The organism is Pantoea sp. X-Soil-YNGN-785 (assembly GCF_059730585.1).
The window spans coordinates 1-18,858 of the sequence record NZ_AP035944.1 but is presented as its reverse complement, the minus strand read 5'-3'; the positions used below and the strand labels follow the sequence as shown (position 1 = coordinate 18,858).

16 protein-coding genes are annotated in these 18,858 nt (G+C 55.2%); 6 read left to right on the top strand and 10 right to left on the bottom strand.

The window, feature by feature from the left end; all coding sequences use genetic code 11:
• Positions 1-131 precede the first annotated feature (131 nt).
• Positions 132-1,913: a GGDEF and EAL domain-containing protein gene (locus AC6I8E_RS21810; protein WP_013356630.1), complete on the top strand. Its 1,782-nt coding sequence runs from the start codon at positions 132-134 to the stop codon at positions 1,911-1,913.
• 24 nt (positions 1,914-1,937) lie between these two features.
• On the opposite strand, the gene AC6I8E_RS21805 is transcribed toward AC6I8E_RS21810, so the two are convergent.
• Positions 1,938-3,521: a sensor domain-containing diguanylate cyclase gene (locus AC6I8E_RS21805; RefSeq protein ID WP_147789924.1), complete on the bottom strand. Its 1,584-nt coding sequence runs from the start codon at positions 3,519-3,521 to the stop codon at positions 1,938-1,940.
• A 397-nt stretch (positions 3,522-3,918) separates the two neighbouring features.
• Entirely contained in the window at positions 3,919-4,128 is a 210-nt protein-coding gene (locus tag AC6I8E_RS21800) for a hypothetical protein (RefSeq protein WP_497824943.1), read from the bottom strand.
• A gap of 477 nt (positions 4,129-4,605) precedes the next feature.
• On the opposite strand from AC6I8E_RS21800, the gene AC6I8E_RS21795 reads away from it, so the two are divergent.
• The gene (locus tag AC6I8E_RS21795; RefSeq protein ID WP_497824942.1) at positions 4,606-5,517 is read left to right on the top strand and encodes a GNAT family N-acetyltransferase; all 912 of its coding nucleotides are present in this window, start codon (positions 4,606-4,608) and stop codon (positions 5,515-5,517) included.
• A 1-nt stretch (position 5,518) separates the two neighbouring features.
• On the opposite strand, the gene AC6I8E_RS21790 is transcribed toward AC6I8E_RS21795, so the two are convergent.
• Complete coding sequence (locus AC6I8E_RS21790) at positions 5,519-5,764, bottom strand: hypothetical protein (RefSeq protein ID WP_095708309.1); 246 nt, start codon at positions 5,762-5,764, stop codon at positions 5,519-5,521.
• 228 nt (positions 5,765-5,992) lie between these two features.
• On the opposite strand from AC6I8E_RS21790, the gene AC6I8E_RS21785 reads away from it, so the two are divergent.
• From AC6I8E_RS21785 to AC6I8E_RS21770, 4 genes are all read left to right on the top strand, one after another.
• Entirely contained in the window at positions 5,993-6,526 is a 534-nt protein-coding gene (locus AC6I8E_RS21785) for an SRPBCC family protein (protein WP_049788844.1), read from the top strand.
• A complete protein-coding gene (locus AC6I8E_RS21780) occupies positions 6,527-7,693 on the top strand; it encodes a zinc-dependent alcohol dehydrogenase (RefSeq protein WP_033785209.1) in 1,167 nt (388 codons plus the stop codon).
• Positions 7,694-8,014: 321 nt separating this feature from the next.
• On the top strand, positions 8,015-8,560 hold the full coding sequence (locus AC6I8E_RS21775; protein WP_147789851.1) for a chorismate mutase: 546 nt from the start codon (positions 8,015-8,017) through the stop codon (positions 8,558-8,560).
• 22 nt (positions 8,561-8,582) lie between these two features.
• Entirely contained in the window at positions 8,583-9,773 is a 1,191-nt protein-coding gene (locus AC6I8E_RS21770) for a cytochrome P450 (RefSeq protein ID WP_147789852.1), read from the top strand.
• A gap of 28 nt (positions 9,774-9,801) precedes the next feature.
• Here the strand turns inward: AC6I8E_RS21770 and AC6I8E_RS21765 are convergent, their stop codons facing one another.
• The 7 genes from AC6I8E_RS21765 to AC6I8E_RS21735 all read right to left on the bottom strand — a co-directional run bounded on the left by AC6I8E_RS21765 (position 9,802) and on the right by AC6I8E_RS21735 (position 18,658).
• Positions 9,802-10,806: a substrate-binding domain-containing protein gene (locus AC6I8E_RS21765; RefSeq protein ID WP_033785205.1), complete on the bottom strand. Its 1,005-nt coding sequence runs from the start codon at positions 10,804-10,806 to the stop codon at positions 9,802-9,804.
• A 29-nt stretch (positions 10,807-10,835) separates the two neighbouring features.
• The gene (locus AC6I8E_RS21760) at positions 10,836-12,245 is read right to left on the bottom strand and encodes a sucrose-6-phosphate hydrolase (RefSeq protein WP_497824941.1); all 1,410 of its coding nucleotides are present in this window, start codon (positions 12,243-12,245) and stop codon (positions 10,836-10,838) included.
• Positions 12,245-13,615 carry a sucrose-specific PTS transporter subunit IIBC gene (locus tag AC6I8E_RS21755; protein ID WP_278495708.1) on the bottom strand — a complete coding sequence of 457 codons (1,371 nt, stop codon included), beginning with the start codon at positions 13,613-13,615 and terminating at the stop codon, positions 12,245-12,247. The genes AC6I8E_RS21760 and AC6I8E_RS21755 overlap by 1 nt, the downstream gene beginning before the upstream one ends.
• Positions 13,616-13,682: 67 nt before the next feature.
• A complete protein-coding gene (locus tag AC6I8E_RS21750; RefSeq protein ID WP_497824940.1) occupies positions 13,683-15,218 on the bottom strand; it encodes a carbohydrate porin in 1,536 nt (511 codons plus the stop codon).
• A 159-nt stretch (positions 15,219-15,377) separates the two neighbouring features.
• Positions 15,378-16,304: a fructokinase gene (gene cscK / locus AC6I8E_RS21745; RefSeq protein ID WP_497824939.1), complete on the bottom strand. Its 927-nt coding sequence runs from the start codon at positions 16,302-16,304 to the stop codon at positions 15,378-15,380.
• Between the two features lie 183 nt (positions 16,305-16,487).
• A complete protein-coding gene (locus AC6I8E_RS21740) occupies positions 16,488-17,459 on the bottom strand; it encodes a ParB family protein (protein ID WP_497824938.1) in 972 nt (323 codons plus the stop codon).
• Positions 17,456-18,658, bottom strand: a complete 1,203-nt coding sequence (locus tag AC6I8E_RS21735) for an AAA family ATPase (protein ID WP_013356650.1) — start codon at positions 18,656-18,658, stop codon at positions 17,456-17,458. The genes AC6I8E_RS21740 and AC6I8E_RS21735 overlap by 4 nt, the downstream gene beginning before the upstream one ends.
• Between the last annotated feature and the right edge of the window lie 200 nt (positions 18,659-18,858).

Here is an 18,858-nt window from a genome sequence, read left to right as displayed (position 1 = left end):
GGCAGGCAACGTAATAAAAAATAAATCGTCATGGCTCTTTCTTTTTACAGAAATAGCCTGTAGTCATGACGCTATAACCTTCAATTTTTCTGTTTAATTTCGCTCCGTAACCAGCCGGTGCGGAGGAATCCATGCTTATGAGCTTCAGCGGCGGCGACGATTGCCGTACGCGAACCCTGCACGCGCTGCGCAGTAACGACGAGAGTCGTGACGATGTGTTGCGACAGTTCGTCCGGCTGGCCAGCCAGGCCATTGGCATTCCCGGCAGCTTTATCTCCGTTCTGGATGATGAGATGCAGCACGTCAAGGCAGCGCACAATTTCACACTGACTCAATCCACGCGACAGGACTCGCTCTGCCGGCATGCCGTGGACAGTGACAGTACGGTAGTGGTGCCCGATACCCTGCTGGATAGCCGTTTTGCTGCCCATAAGCTGATTACAGGCGCGCCTTTTATCCGTTTCTATGCTGGCGTGCCGCTTAAAAGCAGTACCGGTCTGATTCTGGGTACACTCTGCGTGACCGACACGGCACCTCATCGCTTCAGTGACGATCAGGTGACGATGCTGAAAATGCTGGCCGCGCTGGTGATGTCTTTTCTTGACGCCTGGTACTCGGCTGGCTTTGCTGACCCGGTAACCGGCCTGCCCAATCGTCAGCGTCTGATCCGCGACCTGCAGTTCCTTGCCGCCTCCGGCGACACCACGCCACGGCGGCTGGTGCTGATTGACTGTATTGATATGCCGCGTGCTTACGAGCTGGCGCGCTCAATGGGCATGGGGCCGGTTGAAAGTCTGCTGAAGGATGTGGCAACACTGCTGCCGCTGCGTCTGCGTCCTGCCCCGGGAGAAATGCTTTACACCGTAGCAACCGGACGCTTTGCCCTGCTGACACGGCAGGAGAGCAGACTCACTGCCAGCTGGGTGGCCAATAAGCTGGCTGGGATCAGCGCCGATCTGGGGGATGGGCTGTCGGTTGCGCTGATGACCCACACCGGTGAGGCAAGTTTCAATACGGGTGAGATGCCTGCTCAGGAGATCCTGCGCCGGGCAGTCAGCGCCCTGCATGAAGCCATTACCCGCAACGTTGCCTCAATGCCGTTCAGTGAAGCCACTGATACGCGCCATACCCAGGATTTCACCCTAATGCATGACCTGGCCACTGCAATACGCCAGGATAAAGGGTTATGGCTCGCCTGGCAGCCGAAAATCTGCCTTCACAGCGGTAAGCCGATAGGACTGGAAGCGCTGATCCGCTGGCAGCATCCGCAGCGCGGCGAGCTTTCACCTGCGCAGTTTTTGCCCGTTGCCGGGCAAACCCAACTGCTTACCGAGCTGACCGCCTGGGTCACAGAGCACGCCATCGCCCGTTTGTCCCGTCTTCGCGACAGCTATATTCAGCTGCCCATCACCATTAACGTCAGCAGCAGCGATTTTTCCCGTGACGGTTTTGCTGATGAACTGGAAGAAAAGATGCTAAGAGCGAAGCTGCCGGTTTCGCTGCTGGGCATTGAGTGTCTGGAAACGGAACGGATTCTGGAAAGCCCCACCGCGATGCAGGGGCTTGAGATGCTGAAGCTACGGGGATTTGGTATTTCACTGGATGACTTCGGGACCGGCTACAGTAACATCAGTTATCTGCGGCGCATGCCGCTGGATGTGATCAAGCTGGACCGCTCGCTGATCAGTGAAATTTCGTCTGACACCGCATCGCGCGTCATTGCCCGCAGTATCATTGCGATGCTCAAGGACCTTGATTACATGGTGCTGGCTGAAGGCGTTGAGAATGCGGAAACCGTTACGGCGCTGACCGAGTTCGGCTGCGACCAGGCTCAGGGATTTTTCTACTCCAGGCCGCTGCCAGAAGCGGCGCTGGATGAGTGGCTCGGCTGGCGATTACGCAGTAAGTGCTGATTCTGTCTTCCCTGCCCCGTAATCTTATCTGGCAGACTCAGGCGTACTGAATCCGTCCGGCCCGGCAATGATAACCGTATTGCGCCCGGCCGCTTTCGCCTCATAAAGCGCTTCATCCGCCCGGCGCAACAGCGCATCGCGATCGCGACTCTGGTCATCCCGTGAAGCCACGCCTGCTGATATGGTCATCGTACCGGCGAACGGGAAGGTGGTGGCGCAGACGGTCTCGCGGATGCGTTCCGCGGTGCGGGCAGCATCGGCCAGCGTCGTGTCCGGCAGCAGCAGTATAAACTCCTCGCCACCAAACCGGCTGACGATATCGCCGGTTCGGCAGGCCTGACGCAGCAACGCCGCCAGGCTCACCAGGACCGCATCGCCCGCGTCATGCCCATACCAGTCATTGATCTTTTTGAAATGGTCAATATCAATCGCGATGACACACTGTTCATGCTCACTGTCTGCCTGCGCCGCCAGCGCCGTAAATCCGCGACGGTTGCAGAGCCCGGTCAGCGGATCGGTCATCGCTTCATCGTTAAGCGCAGCCAGATGGCCTGCCACGGCATGGCGATGCTCCTGCACCGCTTCTTTGAGCCGGTCAGCCTCGTAATACCAGGTTTTGACGGTGGCGAGTGACTCCGCCTGTGCTTCGCTGCCGCCATCCCGAACCCTGTCCGCCAGCTTTTCCAGTGGCGAAGCAATCCGTCCGGCCATAAAAGCAATCACGCCGGCTGTTACAAGAATAATGCCCAGAACGAACCAGATGGCGCTTTCTGCCGTGCGCAGCAGAATATGCCTGACCGTTTCAGAGGTGCCGGTAATAAACACATTCCAGCCGGTTTTATGCAGCGTGCCATAGCCGGTCAGAAAGTTTTGCCCCCCATTTTCCAGGGTAAAATGTCCACTTTCCGTAGTGGACAGACGCTTCTGCAGCGCCAGGCTCAGCAGCATCTTCGTTCCGACGAGCGCCGGATCGTGACTGAAAATAATCAGCCCCTCATTGCTGACCACGCTGACCGTCGAGCCTTTGGTATAAAAATGCTGGCTCAGGATTTCGCTCAGCATGCTCTGTTTTTTAAGATAAATGGTGCCGCCAATATAGCCCAGATAGCCCCCTTTTTCGCTGAACAGCGGCTGAGATAAAAACACCACATAGTTTCCGGCGGCAGAGGTAAAGGGCGCGGAGATAAAGGGCTTACGGGTGGCAATAGCCTGCAGACTGGCTGCTGAGTGAAGTTTCACGCCTATCAGATTCAGGCTATCCGGTGAAGTTGCCGCAATAATGGCATCGTGGTTAACCACCACCACCGAGTTGAAAAAGCCAGACTGCATGCGCAGACGATCGGTCTCTGCTTTTAGCTGTTTCAGATCGCTAAGGCCTTTGATCTGCGATGCGCTCCAGGCCAGCTCCCGTTGTGCTGTCGTCAGGTAACGATCGGTGGTATCGGCCAGTTTGCGGGCATAGGCAATGTTTCCTTCAAGCAGGCTGTCTTCAATATTGGCCTTCTGAAACAGCAGCAGCGCACTCAGCAGCAGACCGGAGGTCAGAATGACGCCCCCAATGGAAAGCAAAATCAGCAGCGAACGAAGGCGCATTTTTTCATGGAACATTGCAGTCGGGATCCGGATGAAGTATCACCTGAGTGTAACAGTTGATGCTTAACGTCAAGGGAAGAACAGAAGAGGATTTACAGTGGATCACGCTGCATTGCCGGGCGCAGGACAAATCCGTACAGGCTGGCATAAGGCCTTGTTGAGCATTTCTCAGGCACGGATAAACAGCAGCCCAAAATAATTAAGCTGTAATAATGAAACGGATTAAGCCGCGACCGGCTCAGGTGAGACGCCTTATTATCGCCAAGCGCCAGCATGAGGTGCTGCAGGCACGAAAAATAACGGGGCAGAATCTGCCCCGTTTATCATCATGAATGAAATGCCCGTAAAACAGTTAAATTAAATCCGCGTCGTGAATACGCAGTCAGGCACAGGATTAATCATTGCGGTCGGATTAACGCCAGAACGACTTAATATAAGAACGGCTGCTGAGTCTTTTAATAAACTGATGCGGGCAGGTAAAGCGACACCCTTCCCACTCCATATTAAACCACTGAAATTCGTCATCTTTAATTTTATCCAGCAGACTCATCGCCTGCATGGGCGTCTGGAAAGCATAAGCCTTCATCACGCCCTCTTTGGTACATAAATCAATATGGACCATATGACCCCCGGGTGTTAAAAAAAGATCGTGCATTTTATAATTATTGAACAGCCTGTTTAGCATAATACATTTACCGGCCGCCGATTATCTGATTCCGTAATATTTTCGTAAAAAAGGAATATTTTATTTTTCATTTAATTTTCGGGCAACTTAGCCCTATTGCATCAATTAATTTGACCATGTTTGCGTAACGTGCCAAAAGCCGGGAAAATGCGCTTTGTTTTTTTAATCAGCAAGCCGGCGGTGATAATAAGCGCACAGGATGATGACGTTTATCTGACTGCATTTTAGGCATGAGAACGTGTGTGCGGCAGGACCGGAATCTTTATGAAACGTTAAAATATTCGTGCTGACCGATGCGATGGTGATGGTCATAAAGCGAACGCATCGTTTACACTCTCAGCAGCCTTATCGGCACGATTCTGTCGTGTACGCAGAGAGGCAGGAGATTACTGACGGCGGGCAATAAGGAATCTTATGCTGAATTATATGGTATCGCTCTACCGTAATGTGCCTGTCTCATCTGAATGTCTCAGCGACTGGCTTACCCGCTGGCTGGCGCAGCAGCAGGCCCGTTGCCACGATCATCACTTCTCCGCCGCCTTTCCCTGGCGTGAAACCGGCCTGCCCCAGCACACGTTTTTGCAGCGCGAACTGACGATTAACGGCCAGCGTTTTCTCACCGGCCCGCGCTATCTGGGGGGCGACCCCGCTCAGCCTTTTATTGAGATCGTGGCCCGTGATGGCGTACTGGATTACGCAGCCGCAGCCGCCATCATGCGTGAGTGGCAAACGATCAGGCCGCTGAAGATGCGTATTCTGCTGCCGGCCACGGATCCTGATATTGGTATAACCGATCAGCTGATTTACCTCAGCGTTCCAGGCTCACACTCCGCGTCTGACGATGACGAGATTTCGCTGATTACGGCCTGCCGGAAAGATTATCCCCTCTGTAGCTCCGCCATTAACCGCGCTTATCATGCCAGCTGGCACACGCTGCCGCATCTGCGGGATCAGTTGCTGGCCACCAGCAGGCAGGAATTACGAGACGATATTGCCGGGGGGCATGTGTTTCTGATCCTCTGGCAGGGCATGGTGGCGGGGCTGATGATTTGTGTGCCGCGACAACTGGCCTTTATTGAAGGATTTCAGATCATGGATGAGGTGATTCTGCCGGCGTATCAGGGCCGTGGACTCGCTGCACGCGCTCAGCAGCGTTTGCTGCAGCAGCTTCACCATTACTGCGGTCATGATGCGATGCTGACCGGCACCATTCTGCCCGGCAATACGCCGTCTCTGCGAAGCGCGCAAAATGCCGGACGGCGCTGCGTGCTGAAATATCACTTTTTTACCCCCGCTGATTTACGGGCGGAGCGCCGGGCCATTTAAATCACCACAGCGCCAGCTCAATCAATTCATCCTGAATGCTGTAAACGCGCTGCTTCAGGTTCAGACCCTCTTCTGCGCCGATCCACTTTGCCTCAACCGCATGATTAATTTTTTCCAGTGCGATTCTGGTGCTGCTTTTCAGACCGTTGTGCCAGTTGGCATCCGCACGGTTTGACGCCTGTTTTTCCAGAATTCCGACGAGTTCCGCGACATTTTTACCACTGGCTGACGTTTCAGTTACAGACATATCTGCCTCTTTTTGCTGCTAAAAATGATGAAACCGGCGGCACGTATTATACCGATTATCCGACAGGCATGACGGCTTACTGTGCGCATAACCCGGCATGCATCGCAGAAGCTTTATAGCCTTGCAGAGATGACCTGCAGGGCGCGGCTTCGCTCGCAAAATTCCGCCAGCTGTTCTTAACTCAAAATCAGTGATTTTGTGCCACTGAGAGAACTATCGGAGGACGTTTTGACGACAACATCTCTGACTACCGCCAGTGACAATACCCTCACGCTACGGCGCTGGATTACTGTGGGCCTGCCCGCTACCGAGCTTTTTAACCTGTGGCTTGAGCCCGATACCCTGCCCCGCATTATGAGCCACTTTGCCAGCGTGACGCCGGTCAATAAAAGCGATGCACACTGGCAGATTGAGGGCCCACTGGGTAAGCACTACCGCTGGGATACCCGCATTGTCGAAGCGCAGCCAGGCGAAGTGATTGCCTGGCGCTCGCTTGAGGATGCAGACATTCCTAACGAAGGTGAACTGCGCCTTCGCCCGGCGCCGGGGGAATGGGGCACCGAGTTGGCTCTGACTCTGCAGTTCACGCCGCCGGGTGGCGCACTGGGAAAAAAGGTAACGACGTTATTTGATCTGCTGCCAAAAGAGGTGGCCAGCAAAGCGTTACATCGCTTTAAAAGCCTGGCTGAAACCGGTGAAATTCCTACTCTGCACGGGCAGCCTGCGGGTCGTCATGCCGGACGTCAGGATAAGGAGAAATAAATGCGCGCACTCTGCTGGAATGGCGTCAACGATTTAAGTGTTGAAACCGTAGCCGACCCCGGTCTGCTCAATCCTCATGATGCCATTATTCGCGTCAGGCTCACCACCACCTGCGGCTCCGATCTGCACGTCATTGACGGCCTGATCCCGAGTATGCGTGAAGGCGATATTCTGGGTCATGAATTCATGGGTGAGGTAGTTGAAGTTGGCCGTGCGATAAAAAATATCCGGCGTGGCGATCGGGTCGTAGTGCCCTCTTTCATCTCCTGTGGTTCCTGCTGGTATTGCCAGCATCAGTTGCCCTCCTGCTGTGACAATACGCATCCGCAGTGGGAGAAAGGTGAAACGGTGCTCGGTCATGCCACGGGCGGCATTTACGCTTACAGCCACGCGTTTGGCGGTTATGCAGGCTCACACGCAGAGTATGTTCGCGTGCCCTTTGCCGACAATGATTGCTTCGTCGTGCCCGAAGGCGTAACCGATGAGCAGGCGCTGTTCCTCTCCGATGCGACGCCGACCGGTTATATGGGTGCCGACTTCTGTAATATTCATCCCGGTGACACCGTGGTGGTCTGGGGCTGTGGCGGTGTCGGACTGATGGCACAGCAAAGCGCCTGGCTGATGGGCGCGCATCAGGTCATCGGTATCGATCGCTATCCTGAACGGCTGGCCATGGCACGCGACTTCGCAGGCAGCATAACGCTGGATTACACCGAGGTGGACGTCAACGAAGCGCTGCTGGAGTTAACCGGCGGGCGCGGCCCGGACAGCTGTATTGATGCTGTCGGCATGGAAGCCCGCGGTGAAGGATTAAGTCAGGTCTATGACAAGACCAAACAGATGCTGCATCTGGAAACGGATGTCGGTGCAGCCTTGCGCCAGGCGTTATATGCCTGCCGTAAAGGCGGCAACATCGCGATTCTGGGGGTATATGGCGTGATGGATAAGTTCCCGCTGGGGCTGATGATTAATAAAAGCCTGACCATCCGTACCGCCCAGCAGCACGGGCAACGCTACATGCATCGTCTGCTGGAGCATGTTGCCAGAAATGAGCTGAACCCGGCTTTTATGGCGACACATCGTTTTCCACTGGAAGAGGCCCCGCGAGGCTATGAGATGTTTAAACACAAAGAAGATGGCTGCGTTCGCGCCGTGTTCGTGCCCTGAAAACACATAAACCGATTCGGGCGGCGCTGCCGCCCGGCGGGACCTTTCCTGAATTCTGGCAAAAATCCCACTTATTCCCGGACGCTGAAACACTGATGATAAGCGCCTGTCACCGTAAAGCTGAACCTGAATTAACCCGCCATAATTCCATGTTGATATGAATTTTTTATGAACGTAAAGTGAAAAAAACACATCAGAATCAGACCCCTGTAAACGCTAAGCAGACACCTCTGCCTGTTCACATTTTGAAAACAAAATAATCACAATAAGTTATTTTTTCATGTGTAAATTAGTGCCAGTTTTCATTTATGGAGCAGGCAAATGACGCAATATGTGGCAGTTTTTCTCTCTTCACTGTTCATGTGCAGCAACGTTTTCGCAGGTTCGGTTTCTTCCGTATCACTCGACGCGCTTTCCACCGCATTAAATGAACGCATGCAGGTCATGAAGGCTGTGGCGGGTTATAAAGCGCAGCATCATTTACCCGTTGAGGATCTGCCTCGTGAGCAGGTTGTTCTGGAAAAGATGCTGCAAAACGCGCAGCAGGCAGGACTTGAACCTCAATCGGTTGAGCCTTTTGTCCATGCTCTGATGAACGCAAGCAAAGCGATTCAGTATCGCTATCGGGCTGACTGGCTCTCAGCACCGGAAAGTGACGTACCCGTCACCGATCTGGCCGGGACCCGGCAGCAGATTGAACGGCTGGATACCCAGCTCCTGGCTGCGATCAGCCAGCGCCTGATGACCGGCAGCTTCTCGCAGGAGGACAAAGCGTATCTGATGTCACAGCTCACGGCGTCTCACCTCAGCGAAAGTGATAAAAACAACCTTTTCGCTTCTCTCGCCCGCATTCAGCGCTCGCATTAATCCTTAAGCCGTGGAGTGAGCTATGCAGCTTCATGAACTGATGAACCCCGAATACACTGACAATCCGTTTCCCCTTTATCGGAAACTGCATCGGCAGGGCCCGCTTATTCCTGCCGGGGATAAGATCATCATCAGCGGGAGTCACGCGGTGGTGGAGGCACTGCTGAACGATCGGCGGGTCGGCAAGAATTATATGGAAAGTGTCAGGTTAAGGTTTGGTGATGCTGCCGCCGACATGCCGCTGTTTCAGGGCATCAGCAGAATGTTTCTGGTGCTGAATCCGCCGGATCATAACCGATTAAGAGGACTGGTTATGAAGGCATTCAGCGCCCGGGAAATTAAACCACTCCGGGAGATGGCGCTGAGTGTCGCTCATGACCTGGTTGATGCGCTGGCAGGTCATCGCGACTGCGATCTGGCCCAGGCATTCGCTTTTCCGTTACCGGTACGCATTATCTGCGGGATGCTGGATCTTGCTGAGTCTGACGCGCCTGAACTGGGTCGGCTCACGTCTGTACTGGTCAAAGTGTTCGACCCGCAAATCAGCCAGTCGGATCTGCTGGAAGCCGCCGATGCGTTTGCCGTACTGGAGCGTTACTTCAGCGCAATGATCGTCGCCCGGCGTGACAGCACGGCCAGCGATCTGGTGTCCCTTTTTCTGCGCAGCAGCAGCGATGGCGACCGGCTAAGTCACGATGAGATCATCGCCAATGTGATACTGCTGTTTATTGCCGGCCATGAGACCACCTCAAATATGCTCTGCAATACTCTCCTGGCTCTGCATGACCATCCGCAGGAACTGGCTTGCCTGAAACAGAATCATGCGCTGATACCTGATGCCATAGCGGAGTGTCTGCGTTACGACAGTTCGGTCCAGATGCTGTACCGCACGACGCTGGAAGAAATTGAGGTGGCAGGCCAGCTCATTCCGCCAGGAACACGCTTTTTTCTGAGTCTGGGCGCAGCCAATCACGACCCGCTTGTCTTTACCTCGCCGGAGCGGGTCAATATCCGGCGACATGAGGGACGCAACCTGGCATTTGGTGGCGGGATACATCACTGTATGGGCTACCGGCTGGCACTGGCGGAAATGGAGGTGGCGCTAGAGGTATTGCTGACCCGACTGCCAGCAATGCGGCCGGTAACCGCCGGGGTTCGCCGCAATCACAGAGCCAACCTGCGTGGTGTCAGCGCCCTGCCGGTCAAGTGGTGAAGCCGCCGGGGCCAGAAGCGCCCGGCGATTAGCCGCGCAGGCGCAACGTGGCGGGCAGCACCAGCTGGCTGTCTGCTGGATCATTTCCGGCGATCATCGTGGTCAGCATAGAAAAACAGGCCTGCGCGAGCGCCGGAACATTCTGCTCTACGGTGTCGACAGGAATCGAGAGTGAATCATAGAGATAGTGGTCATCAAAACTGGCGATGCGGATATCGCCGGTCAGCAGGTGATGCTCACTCATGTAGCGCAGTACCCCTTCCAGCAGGCCGCAGGCGGCAGTGAAAATTGCTTTAGGTGGACGCCCCAGCCGCTGACATAGTGCGGCAAACATCTCGTAACCGCTGCCGGGATGGTAGTTCCCCTGGATTACCCACTCCGGCTGCAGCGTTACACCGGCCCGCGCCAGCCCCTCTCTGAATCCCGCCAGACGATCCTGAGTCGGAGAAAGATCGGACTGTCCGCCCATAAAGTAGATCTCCTCCGGACAGGCGCGCGCCAGCTTTTCAACCAGCTCAGCGGTGGGCGTCACGGAGTCGGTGATGACCCAGGGCAGCGTCGTGTTGTTCATGTGGCGGTCAAACAGCAGCACCGGCAGCTGTTCGCTGAGGCTGACATAGTCGCTGTCAGTCAGCATACTGGAGGCAACAATCAGGCCGTCGACCTGACGCGCCACCAGATTGTTGACCACGACCCGTTCCTGACCGGCATTTTCGTCGGTACAGGCGATCAGCAACTGCAGACCCGCCGCACGGCAGAGATTTTCCAGCGCATGAGAGAAAGCTGCAAAACCGTGGTTGGTGATCTCCGGTACTACCAGCCCCAGCGTATGACTGCGGGCGTCGTGCAACATCCGCGCATGGATACTGGGCTGATAATGGTGTTCGCGGGCCAGCCTCAGCACCCGCTCACGCGTCTCCTTCGCGACCCGTAACTCTTCGCCACGGCCGTTGAGCACCAGGCTGGCAGTGGCTTTTGAAACCCCGGCCAGCCCGGCGATATCACTGATGGTAACGCGTTTTGTTTTTCTCACGGCAAGACATCGGTTAGGGAAACAAGGGCTTATTCTACCATGCAGCGACGTAACGACCAGTAGCGCGCCTGCAGTTCTGCGCGCCCGCGCAGAGTCAGCAGCGCCGGCTGGTCCGGAAAATATCGGCTGCTCATCACCCCTTCCCCGTCGTTGATGAAGATCTCAACGCTGGAGTGGTCACACAGAACCTGTAACCGGCGGGCTGCCCCGGTCCAGTAACGATACGTCCATTCACCCGACATCAGGCTGCGACGGGCAAGCCGCAGTTCGTTATGCTGCCACGTCAGGATCAGGGTATCGGCGAAATTGAGTTCGATGTCGCCCTGGCTCTCAAGCTCAAGCTCCAGCCGCTGGGCGGCAATCGGCGGCGCATCATCGGCGCGGCCCTGATAGTGCTGCTCATTCTCGCGCAACGCCTGCAGTTCCTCGATGGGCTGCTGACAGAGACGCCCGTTACGTGAGCTCAGCTCGCGCAGACAGGTCATCTGATGGATCCAGCCCTGCGCCACGGTTGGCTGGGCCATCTCTTCACCGTCTGGTGTCCCCATCCAGCCCACCAGCAGACGCCGGCCATCCGCGGTCAGCGTGGTTTGCGGAGCATAAAATTCAAAGCCGGCATCCATATCGTTCAGCGGGCCGTGCTGGTATGCAGGCTGCTGATAATCCAGGTCGCCACTCAGCCAGGCACAGGCGTGACTGTTCAGAAAGCGCTTCTCTTCGGGCGCAACACCCTGCGGACAGCAGATCAGATAGGTGCTGTCTCCGAGCGTGAACATGTCCGGGCACTCCCACATATAACCCGCGGCATCCAGCCCGCCCAGTCCGCTGCCCGCAATCTCGCCGGGATTCTGCCACTCCCGCAGATTGTCAGAACGCAGCAGCAGCACCCTGCCCTGCCGCTGCGTATTCTGCGCCGCCAGCACCATGTACCAGCGATCGTCGTGACGCCACACTTTGGGATCGCGAACGTGGCCGGTATAACCCTCCGGCACGGCGATGACCGGACCGAGCTTGTCAAAACCGCCTGCACTGTTCTGCTGCGCCAGGCACTGCCACGCCGTACGCGAGCCATCATCGAATTTTACGTTGCCGGTGTAGACCAGTGTCAGTACGCCGTTATCGTCGACCGCGCTGCCGGAGTAGCAGCCACTGCGGTCATACTCCTCATCCGGCATCAGCGCGATGGGCTGATGCTCCCAGTGCAGCAGATCGGCTGAGCGCCAGTGCCCCCAGCATTTATGCTGATGCGCACAGCCCAGCGCGTTCCACTGGTAGAAGAGATGATAGTGACCGTCGAAATGGATGAAGCCGTTGGGATCGTTAAGCAGTCCGGTAACCGGTGCCAGATGCCAGCCGGGATAGTGGCTGTCGCTGAGCGCCTTTGGCATCCCCTGCATCACCGCCTGCAGAATGGCGGCAAGACGTGTTGATGAGGCCATTATTCAGAGTCCGTTTTGTATTTGAGCAGATAAGAGATCACAAACGCGGTGGTGAACGCGATGGCGACGCCGATGACATAATTGAGCAGAGAACCCGCCTTAACAATCGCCATGCCCGGCAGACCGGTCAGCCCGACCGCCGTCATATAGACATGGACCGATACCACCCAGGCACCGCCCAGCGCGCCGCCCAACAGACCCGCGATAAAGGGTTTCATAAACCGCAGGTTGATACCAAAGATAGCCGCCTCGGTGATCCCCAGCAGTGCTGAAAACGCCGAGGGCAGCGAAATTGCTTTGATCTTCGCATCGCGGGTTTTAAACCACACCGCCAGACAGGCCCCGCCCTGAGCAACGTTCGCCATTGCCCAGATAGGAAGCAGAAAGTTAACCCCGATAGACGGGTTACCCAGCAGTCCCGCCTCAATCGCATGGAAGCTGTGATGCACGCCGGTAATAACAATCACCGAGTAGAGCCCGCCAAATACCAGTCCCGCCAGCCAGCCAGCGTGAGCAATCAGGGTGCTGAGCACAAAAGAGATCCCATCGCCCAGCATACGGCCCGCCGGACCGATAATCAGCAGCGCAATGAAGCCTGAGATAATCACCGTCAGGAACGGGGTCAGAATAAGATCGAGCGCATCCGGGATCACCCGACGCAGCTGCTTTTCCAGCATGCTCATAAACCATACCGCCAGCAGCACCGGGAATACCGTACCCTGATAGCCAATCATCGCCACTTCAATGCCGAAGAAGTTCATGGTGTGGAAACCGGCGGCGACGCCCCAGGCGTTGGTCAGCGCCGGGTGCGTCAGAATGCCGCCCAGCGTCGCGCCCAGAAATGGGTTGCCGCCAAACTCGCGTGCCGCCGTAAAACCAATCAGGATCGGCAGGATAATAAAGGCCGCTGAGCTGCACATATCCAGCATGATGTAGAGCGCATTTTCCGGATTGACCCAGCCGTAGGTTTTAACCATCCCCAGCAGGCCCATCAACAGACCCGACGCCACAATAGCCGGAATGATCGGCACAAAAATGTTCGACAGCAGACGAGCGATACGCTGGAAAGGATTGAGCTTGCGGGCGGCAATATCAGCAGCCTCAGACTTGCTCGATTCGCTAATGCCAGCTTCGGCGATAAAGGCAGCGTAGACCTTATTTACCACACCGGTACCGAAGATAACCTGAAGCTGTCCGGCGTTGCGGAAGCAGCCTTTAACGCCCTCAATCCGGCCAATCGCGGTGGTGTCCGCTTTTTCATCATCTGCCAGCACCAGCCGTAGCCGCGTCGCACAGTGAGCCGCACTGGCAATGTTCTCTTTGCCACCCAGCAGGGGCAGCAGGGCCCGCGATATTTTTACATAGTCCATACATACCTCACTCTTGTTATGTTTTTATCCGCGTGACGTTCAGGCCCCGGCAGCCGGGGCCGCCCGATCAGAACCAGGTTTCCATCTGTACGCCGAAGTTCCATTCGCCGCCGGCATCGAAGCCTTTGCTGCCGAACGCGTCGTCACTGGCATAGTTATCCAGCCGGTGATCCCAGTTCATCCAGGTGGCAAACAGACGAATCTCCGGACGTTTAAGGAAGTCGCCGACATCACCGGCTTTCAGGGTTGGCGCAACGGTGAGTTTGGTGAAGCTGCCGCTGACCGCGTTACGGTTGTTGTAGCCTTCCGGACGCAGATCCATGTACTGATAAGAGCCTTCATACTGCATCTCGAAGTTCTGCGTGATTTCCTGAATCAGCCGGAGGTTAACTGTCGCCCAGTCATAGCTGTCACCTTTGACATAGCGATCGTCACTGCGCTGTGCCAGTAAGGCGGGCGCAATGTGCCAGCCACCGCCAAGAGGCGTCGTACCGTAACTCGCCAGCCGCCAGGTATCCGCTTCCGGTAGCAGTGCGCCGTCAGAACCAATCGACTTCACCTCAGCGCCCAGGCCATGACCGTAGAGCAGGGCCGTTTTCGACGTGCCTTCTGTCAGTCCATAAAAACTATCGTTATGCAGGCCCAGCAGCGCATGGACGCCGGTTTCTGCCGCATCGCTTTTGACACGGAGACCGTCAATATCCCGGCGATCGTCGTTATCTTTCGCCCGCATACCGCTGACCATCATCTGCACCGGACCGACAAAGTTATTCAGCGACAGGATGTAGTTCTGTGCGGTGTTTTCATTGTTTTCGATGTCACCAAAGTTACGGCCATAAAGCGAGATGTTGCTGCGTGCCTGATCGCTCCATGTCATGTCGTAGATACCGGCACCGGTTCCGGCAAGGAAGACCACATCGGAGTCGATCCAGTGAATATCGAAGTTATCACGATCAAAACGCTTACCGGCCCAGACCGTTGCGTTATCGAACGCACCGCTGAAAGTGGGAAGCTGTCCCAGCTCGACAAACGCCTGACGCAGGTTGAGATCGCTGCTGGCGGCCGTCCAGTCGTTATAAGTGCGCTGTCCATCGGCCAGCATCGCTTTGAAGCGGGTGGTGGCGCCATTGTCCAGCGTCTGCTTATGTTCAAGGTTGAGCTCAACGTAGGTATCCGGCTCATTACCCAGACGCCCAACGTGACCGCCGGTTTCTCCAGCCGGAGTTACGGTCGGGCCACCCTGAGTTCTGGCGGCGGAGCTGTTCATCAATAATCCTGAGCGGGCATAACCGTGGAACTCAAAGCCACCTTCATCGGCAGATTTTTGTTCCGGTTTCGCAGTGCGCTGCGCGACCTCAGCGGCAGAGGTCTGGGTCTGCTGCTGCACCGCTGCCAGCTGATGAGCTTGCCTTTCAGCCATCTGAGCCTGTTTTTCGGCGACCTCTGCGCGGCTTTCAGCGGCATTCGCCCGCTGCTCGGCAGCCTGCAGGCGCTGCTCCATCGCCGCAAGGCGGGCTTCGATGCTGCTCATGCTGGGATCGGCCCAGACGGATGTGGAAAGGAATATTGCAGAGAGGGCGACGGCTAACGTGCTTTTTTTCATTTTTTTATATCCCTGAGGAGAAGCTATCATCACCGATATTTTTGCTAAACCGGTTTAGGCGCAAATCATAGCCACGGGTAATTTCCCTCTGCAATGAAAATAGCTAAACCGGTTTAGTGATTGTGAGATAGCTCCCAAAACAGGGGCATTACAGGATGATTAGCCGGCCAGATCGTCCAGCTGGTGGCGCCAGGGAAGTGCTGTCATGGCTCCTTTCGCCGTGGTTGCAAGTGCGCCACAGCGCTGCGCAGTCACCAGATAGCTGGCAAGTTGTGATTCGTTTACAGGCAGACCCGACTTCGCCAGCTCCCAGAGTAATCCGGCTACAAAGGCATCACCTGCACCGGTAGTATCGACGCTGTCAACGGGCGTGGTGGCATGGTGGGTTGTCTGGCCCTGATAACAGGCCATCACCCCTTCCCTGCCCCGCGTCACCAGTAACAGGCGAATGCTGAATTTGGCGGCCAGTTGAGGCATGCTGACAGCGGCTTCCTGACCCGGACTAAGAAAATCGAGCTCTTCGTCAGAGAGTTTCACCACGTCCGTATGACTGAGGGCTTCGTTCACCACCGCATGGAGGAGTGCCGTGTCGGGCCAGAGATCTTCCCGCAGATTTAAATCGAAGCTGACATGGCCGCCTGCCGCGCGGATTTGTTTCATGGCGGTCAGCGTCGCCGTACGAGAGGGTTCCGCCGCTAAGGCAATCGAACAGCAGTGCAGCCATTCCCCGCGATGAAACTCGGGCAGATCTGACGGTTCAAGAAACAGGTCGGCACTGGGCCGAACCATAAAGGTAAAGGAGCGCTCGCCCTGCTCATCCAGCCCGACCACCACGGTTGATGTGCGATGCTGTGAATCGGCAATCATGCAGGCCGTATCAACATTTTCTTCACTGAGCGTCTGCCGCATAAATTCACCAAACGGATCGGCACCCACCCGTCCGATAAAACCGCTGTTTCCCTGCAGGCGGGCAATGCCAACGGCGACATTAGCGGGTGCTCCGCCCGGACACTGCATCAGGCTACCCGGCATTTCGGGTAGCAAATCGACCACGGCATCCCCGAGGCACCATACGCGAACAGACATAAAAAACTCCTCTGATTAAACCTGAAAGCTAAACCGTTTTAGCTATAACGCTAAATGGCGTCAGGTTCAAGCGTTAACATGTTTAAGTGATATGTGATTAGCAGAGGAGTTTTATGATTAGAGAGCAGGAATAAAAAAACCGGCGCAGCGGCCGGTTCCATTGTCAGTAATGTGTGATGAAGATTATTTAAGCGTAGAGAGTATCTGTCTTATCGACGCATCAATCTGTTCAGCAATCTCTTTCGGCAGACGACTGAATTCATACTGCACGGTGCGCTTCTCATCATTGGTTTTACGACGCGCATAGGTATTGGCCGTAGTAAACGTTGCCAGCTTTTCCGTCACCGTTTTACTGACCGGTGCAGGTTTTTTTAACTGACGACGTGCGCTTTTGAAGCCATTCAGGATTGCGCTCTTCTTCTCGTCTGCATTAGCGTTTTGCAGTGCATCATCTGCCTCCAGCTTTTGCTGAATTTTGCTGACCAGTGCGGCGACATCAATCGCTTCCGCTTTCGCCTCCTCCCAGACATCAAGCAGCAACTGATAATCCTGAAGGGTCAGCTCAGAAACGACCGGGAAGAGTTCGATAAACTCAGCGGGTACGGATGCGGCCTGAAATGCACGGGAGACCTTAGCATTTGAGATACCTTCCGCTTTAGCAATGTCTGATTTGCTCATGCCACTTTCATTCATCAGCATAAAGCGCAGCCCTAATTCACGCAGGTTATGCTCTTTCGCCGTCTGAATATCAGCAGCCAGTTGACGCGCATCGCTAAGGCTCAGTTCATCCGCGGTGACCAGCACTTCCAGACTGGCCCCGGAAAGAATACAGGCAGCGCGACGGCGCGAGCCATCCATGATCTCAATTCGGTCACCGTTCACGCGACCTATGGCCGGGAAAAATTGCTGCAGTGTAATCGTACGCGTGATTTCCTGCAGCGATTCAGGCGTCAGCGTGCTCTGATCACGTCCATTGATTTTCGGGTCAACGCTGGTTCGGGTTTCAATATCGTCATGCAGGATCAGCTGGCGTACAAAGGTCGCCTTCGCACCTGACTTCAGCGTAAAAGTGCGCGACTGGCTGCTACTGTCGATCATGTTCGCAATAGCAGAATCGCCGAACTTGCGGCCAATGCGCTGTATCGGTTTGCTCACAGGGTACTCCTGATATATTCGATGCGATCAAACACAGCCCTTGAGAACTGCTCGGCTTCATATTTGGCTTTTCGCAGGGCGTCTGCACTGCCCGGATAGGAAGCGGGGTTGGCACTGATCACCGTGTCAAAGGATTCGCCACAACGCTCAAATCCATCAAGACGCGGTAAGCCGCAGTCCAGCATCGATTTGGTAAATACCTCACGGGCATAACTTTGTGACGTCAGGTGATCATGCTTGGAGGTCATTTTAGACATAAAGCCAATATTAGCTTTGAGCCGCGGTTCGATACCTTCAGCCTCAATACGCTCCAGCATTTCTGGCAGGCGCGTCAGGTACTTCATGGTGGAGTGGAAATCGACCTGTGCCGGCGGCGTCGGTGTCAGCAGCACATCGCTGGCCGCGATCGCATTCAGCATAAAGGAATCAAGATGAGGGCCGGTATCAAGGAAAATAAAATCGTAGTCACCTGCCAGACGGTCGATCACATTACGGCGAAGGACTTCTGAGGGGGCAACGCCGGGCAGATGTTCAGCAACCAGTTCTTCCCAGTCGCTGGCAACGAAGCCATCGTCGATTGAGGCCGGGATAACGTCAACGCCGGGCATGACGGTAGGTTTAATAAACTGCTCGCGAAGCTGGTCTGCATCCAGATCGTTGAGCATAGCCTGCGCTGCTGTTTCCAGTACAGAACCGACACTGTTGGTATGGCTCAGGAACATCGTGCTTGATGCCTGGGGATCCAGGTCAATAACCAGTATGCGCAGGTCATTGTGCAGCATTGAAGGATGGGCGCGCATACCGTGAGCCAGCGTCACGGTGCTGACGGTTTTAGAGACACCGCCTTTAAGGCTGACAACAAACACGACAAAGGGGCCATCATGCCGATCGCGATATTTTGGTACTTTACGATGCTGATAAATGTCGACGACGTTCTGAATGGTCAGGGCATATTGCGATGTACTGCCGGTTTGCTTTTTACCAAACTGGTATCCTGCTGCTTCCATATCACTAATTGCAGCGACGACAGCGTGCTTACTCAGCAGTGGCATATTAGCAACAGCATTGCGGGAGAAAGTCTGGTAAAAACCTGTCTGGTTAAATTCCTGACGCTGCTGCTCAATGTGGTCACTGAGTCCATGTAACATGGAGTTGGCACGTGTTGCCATCTCCAGCACTCCACCATAATCACGCTTCATAAGCCCCTCTACGTTAATGTTTTTTGCATACTACACAAAAAGCGCATACCTGCCAATTTTTTAGGAAAATGCCAAAAACCTGGATTTTTTGTCTCAGGTGGTGGAATGGTTTTCGGAAATTTATGGTCAGCTGTAAAAGAGGATCTCTTGAGCTCTGTGGCCGCAGTCCATTCAGTTTGAGTATATTGAACAGGCATCAG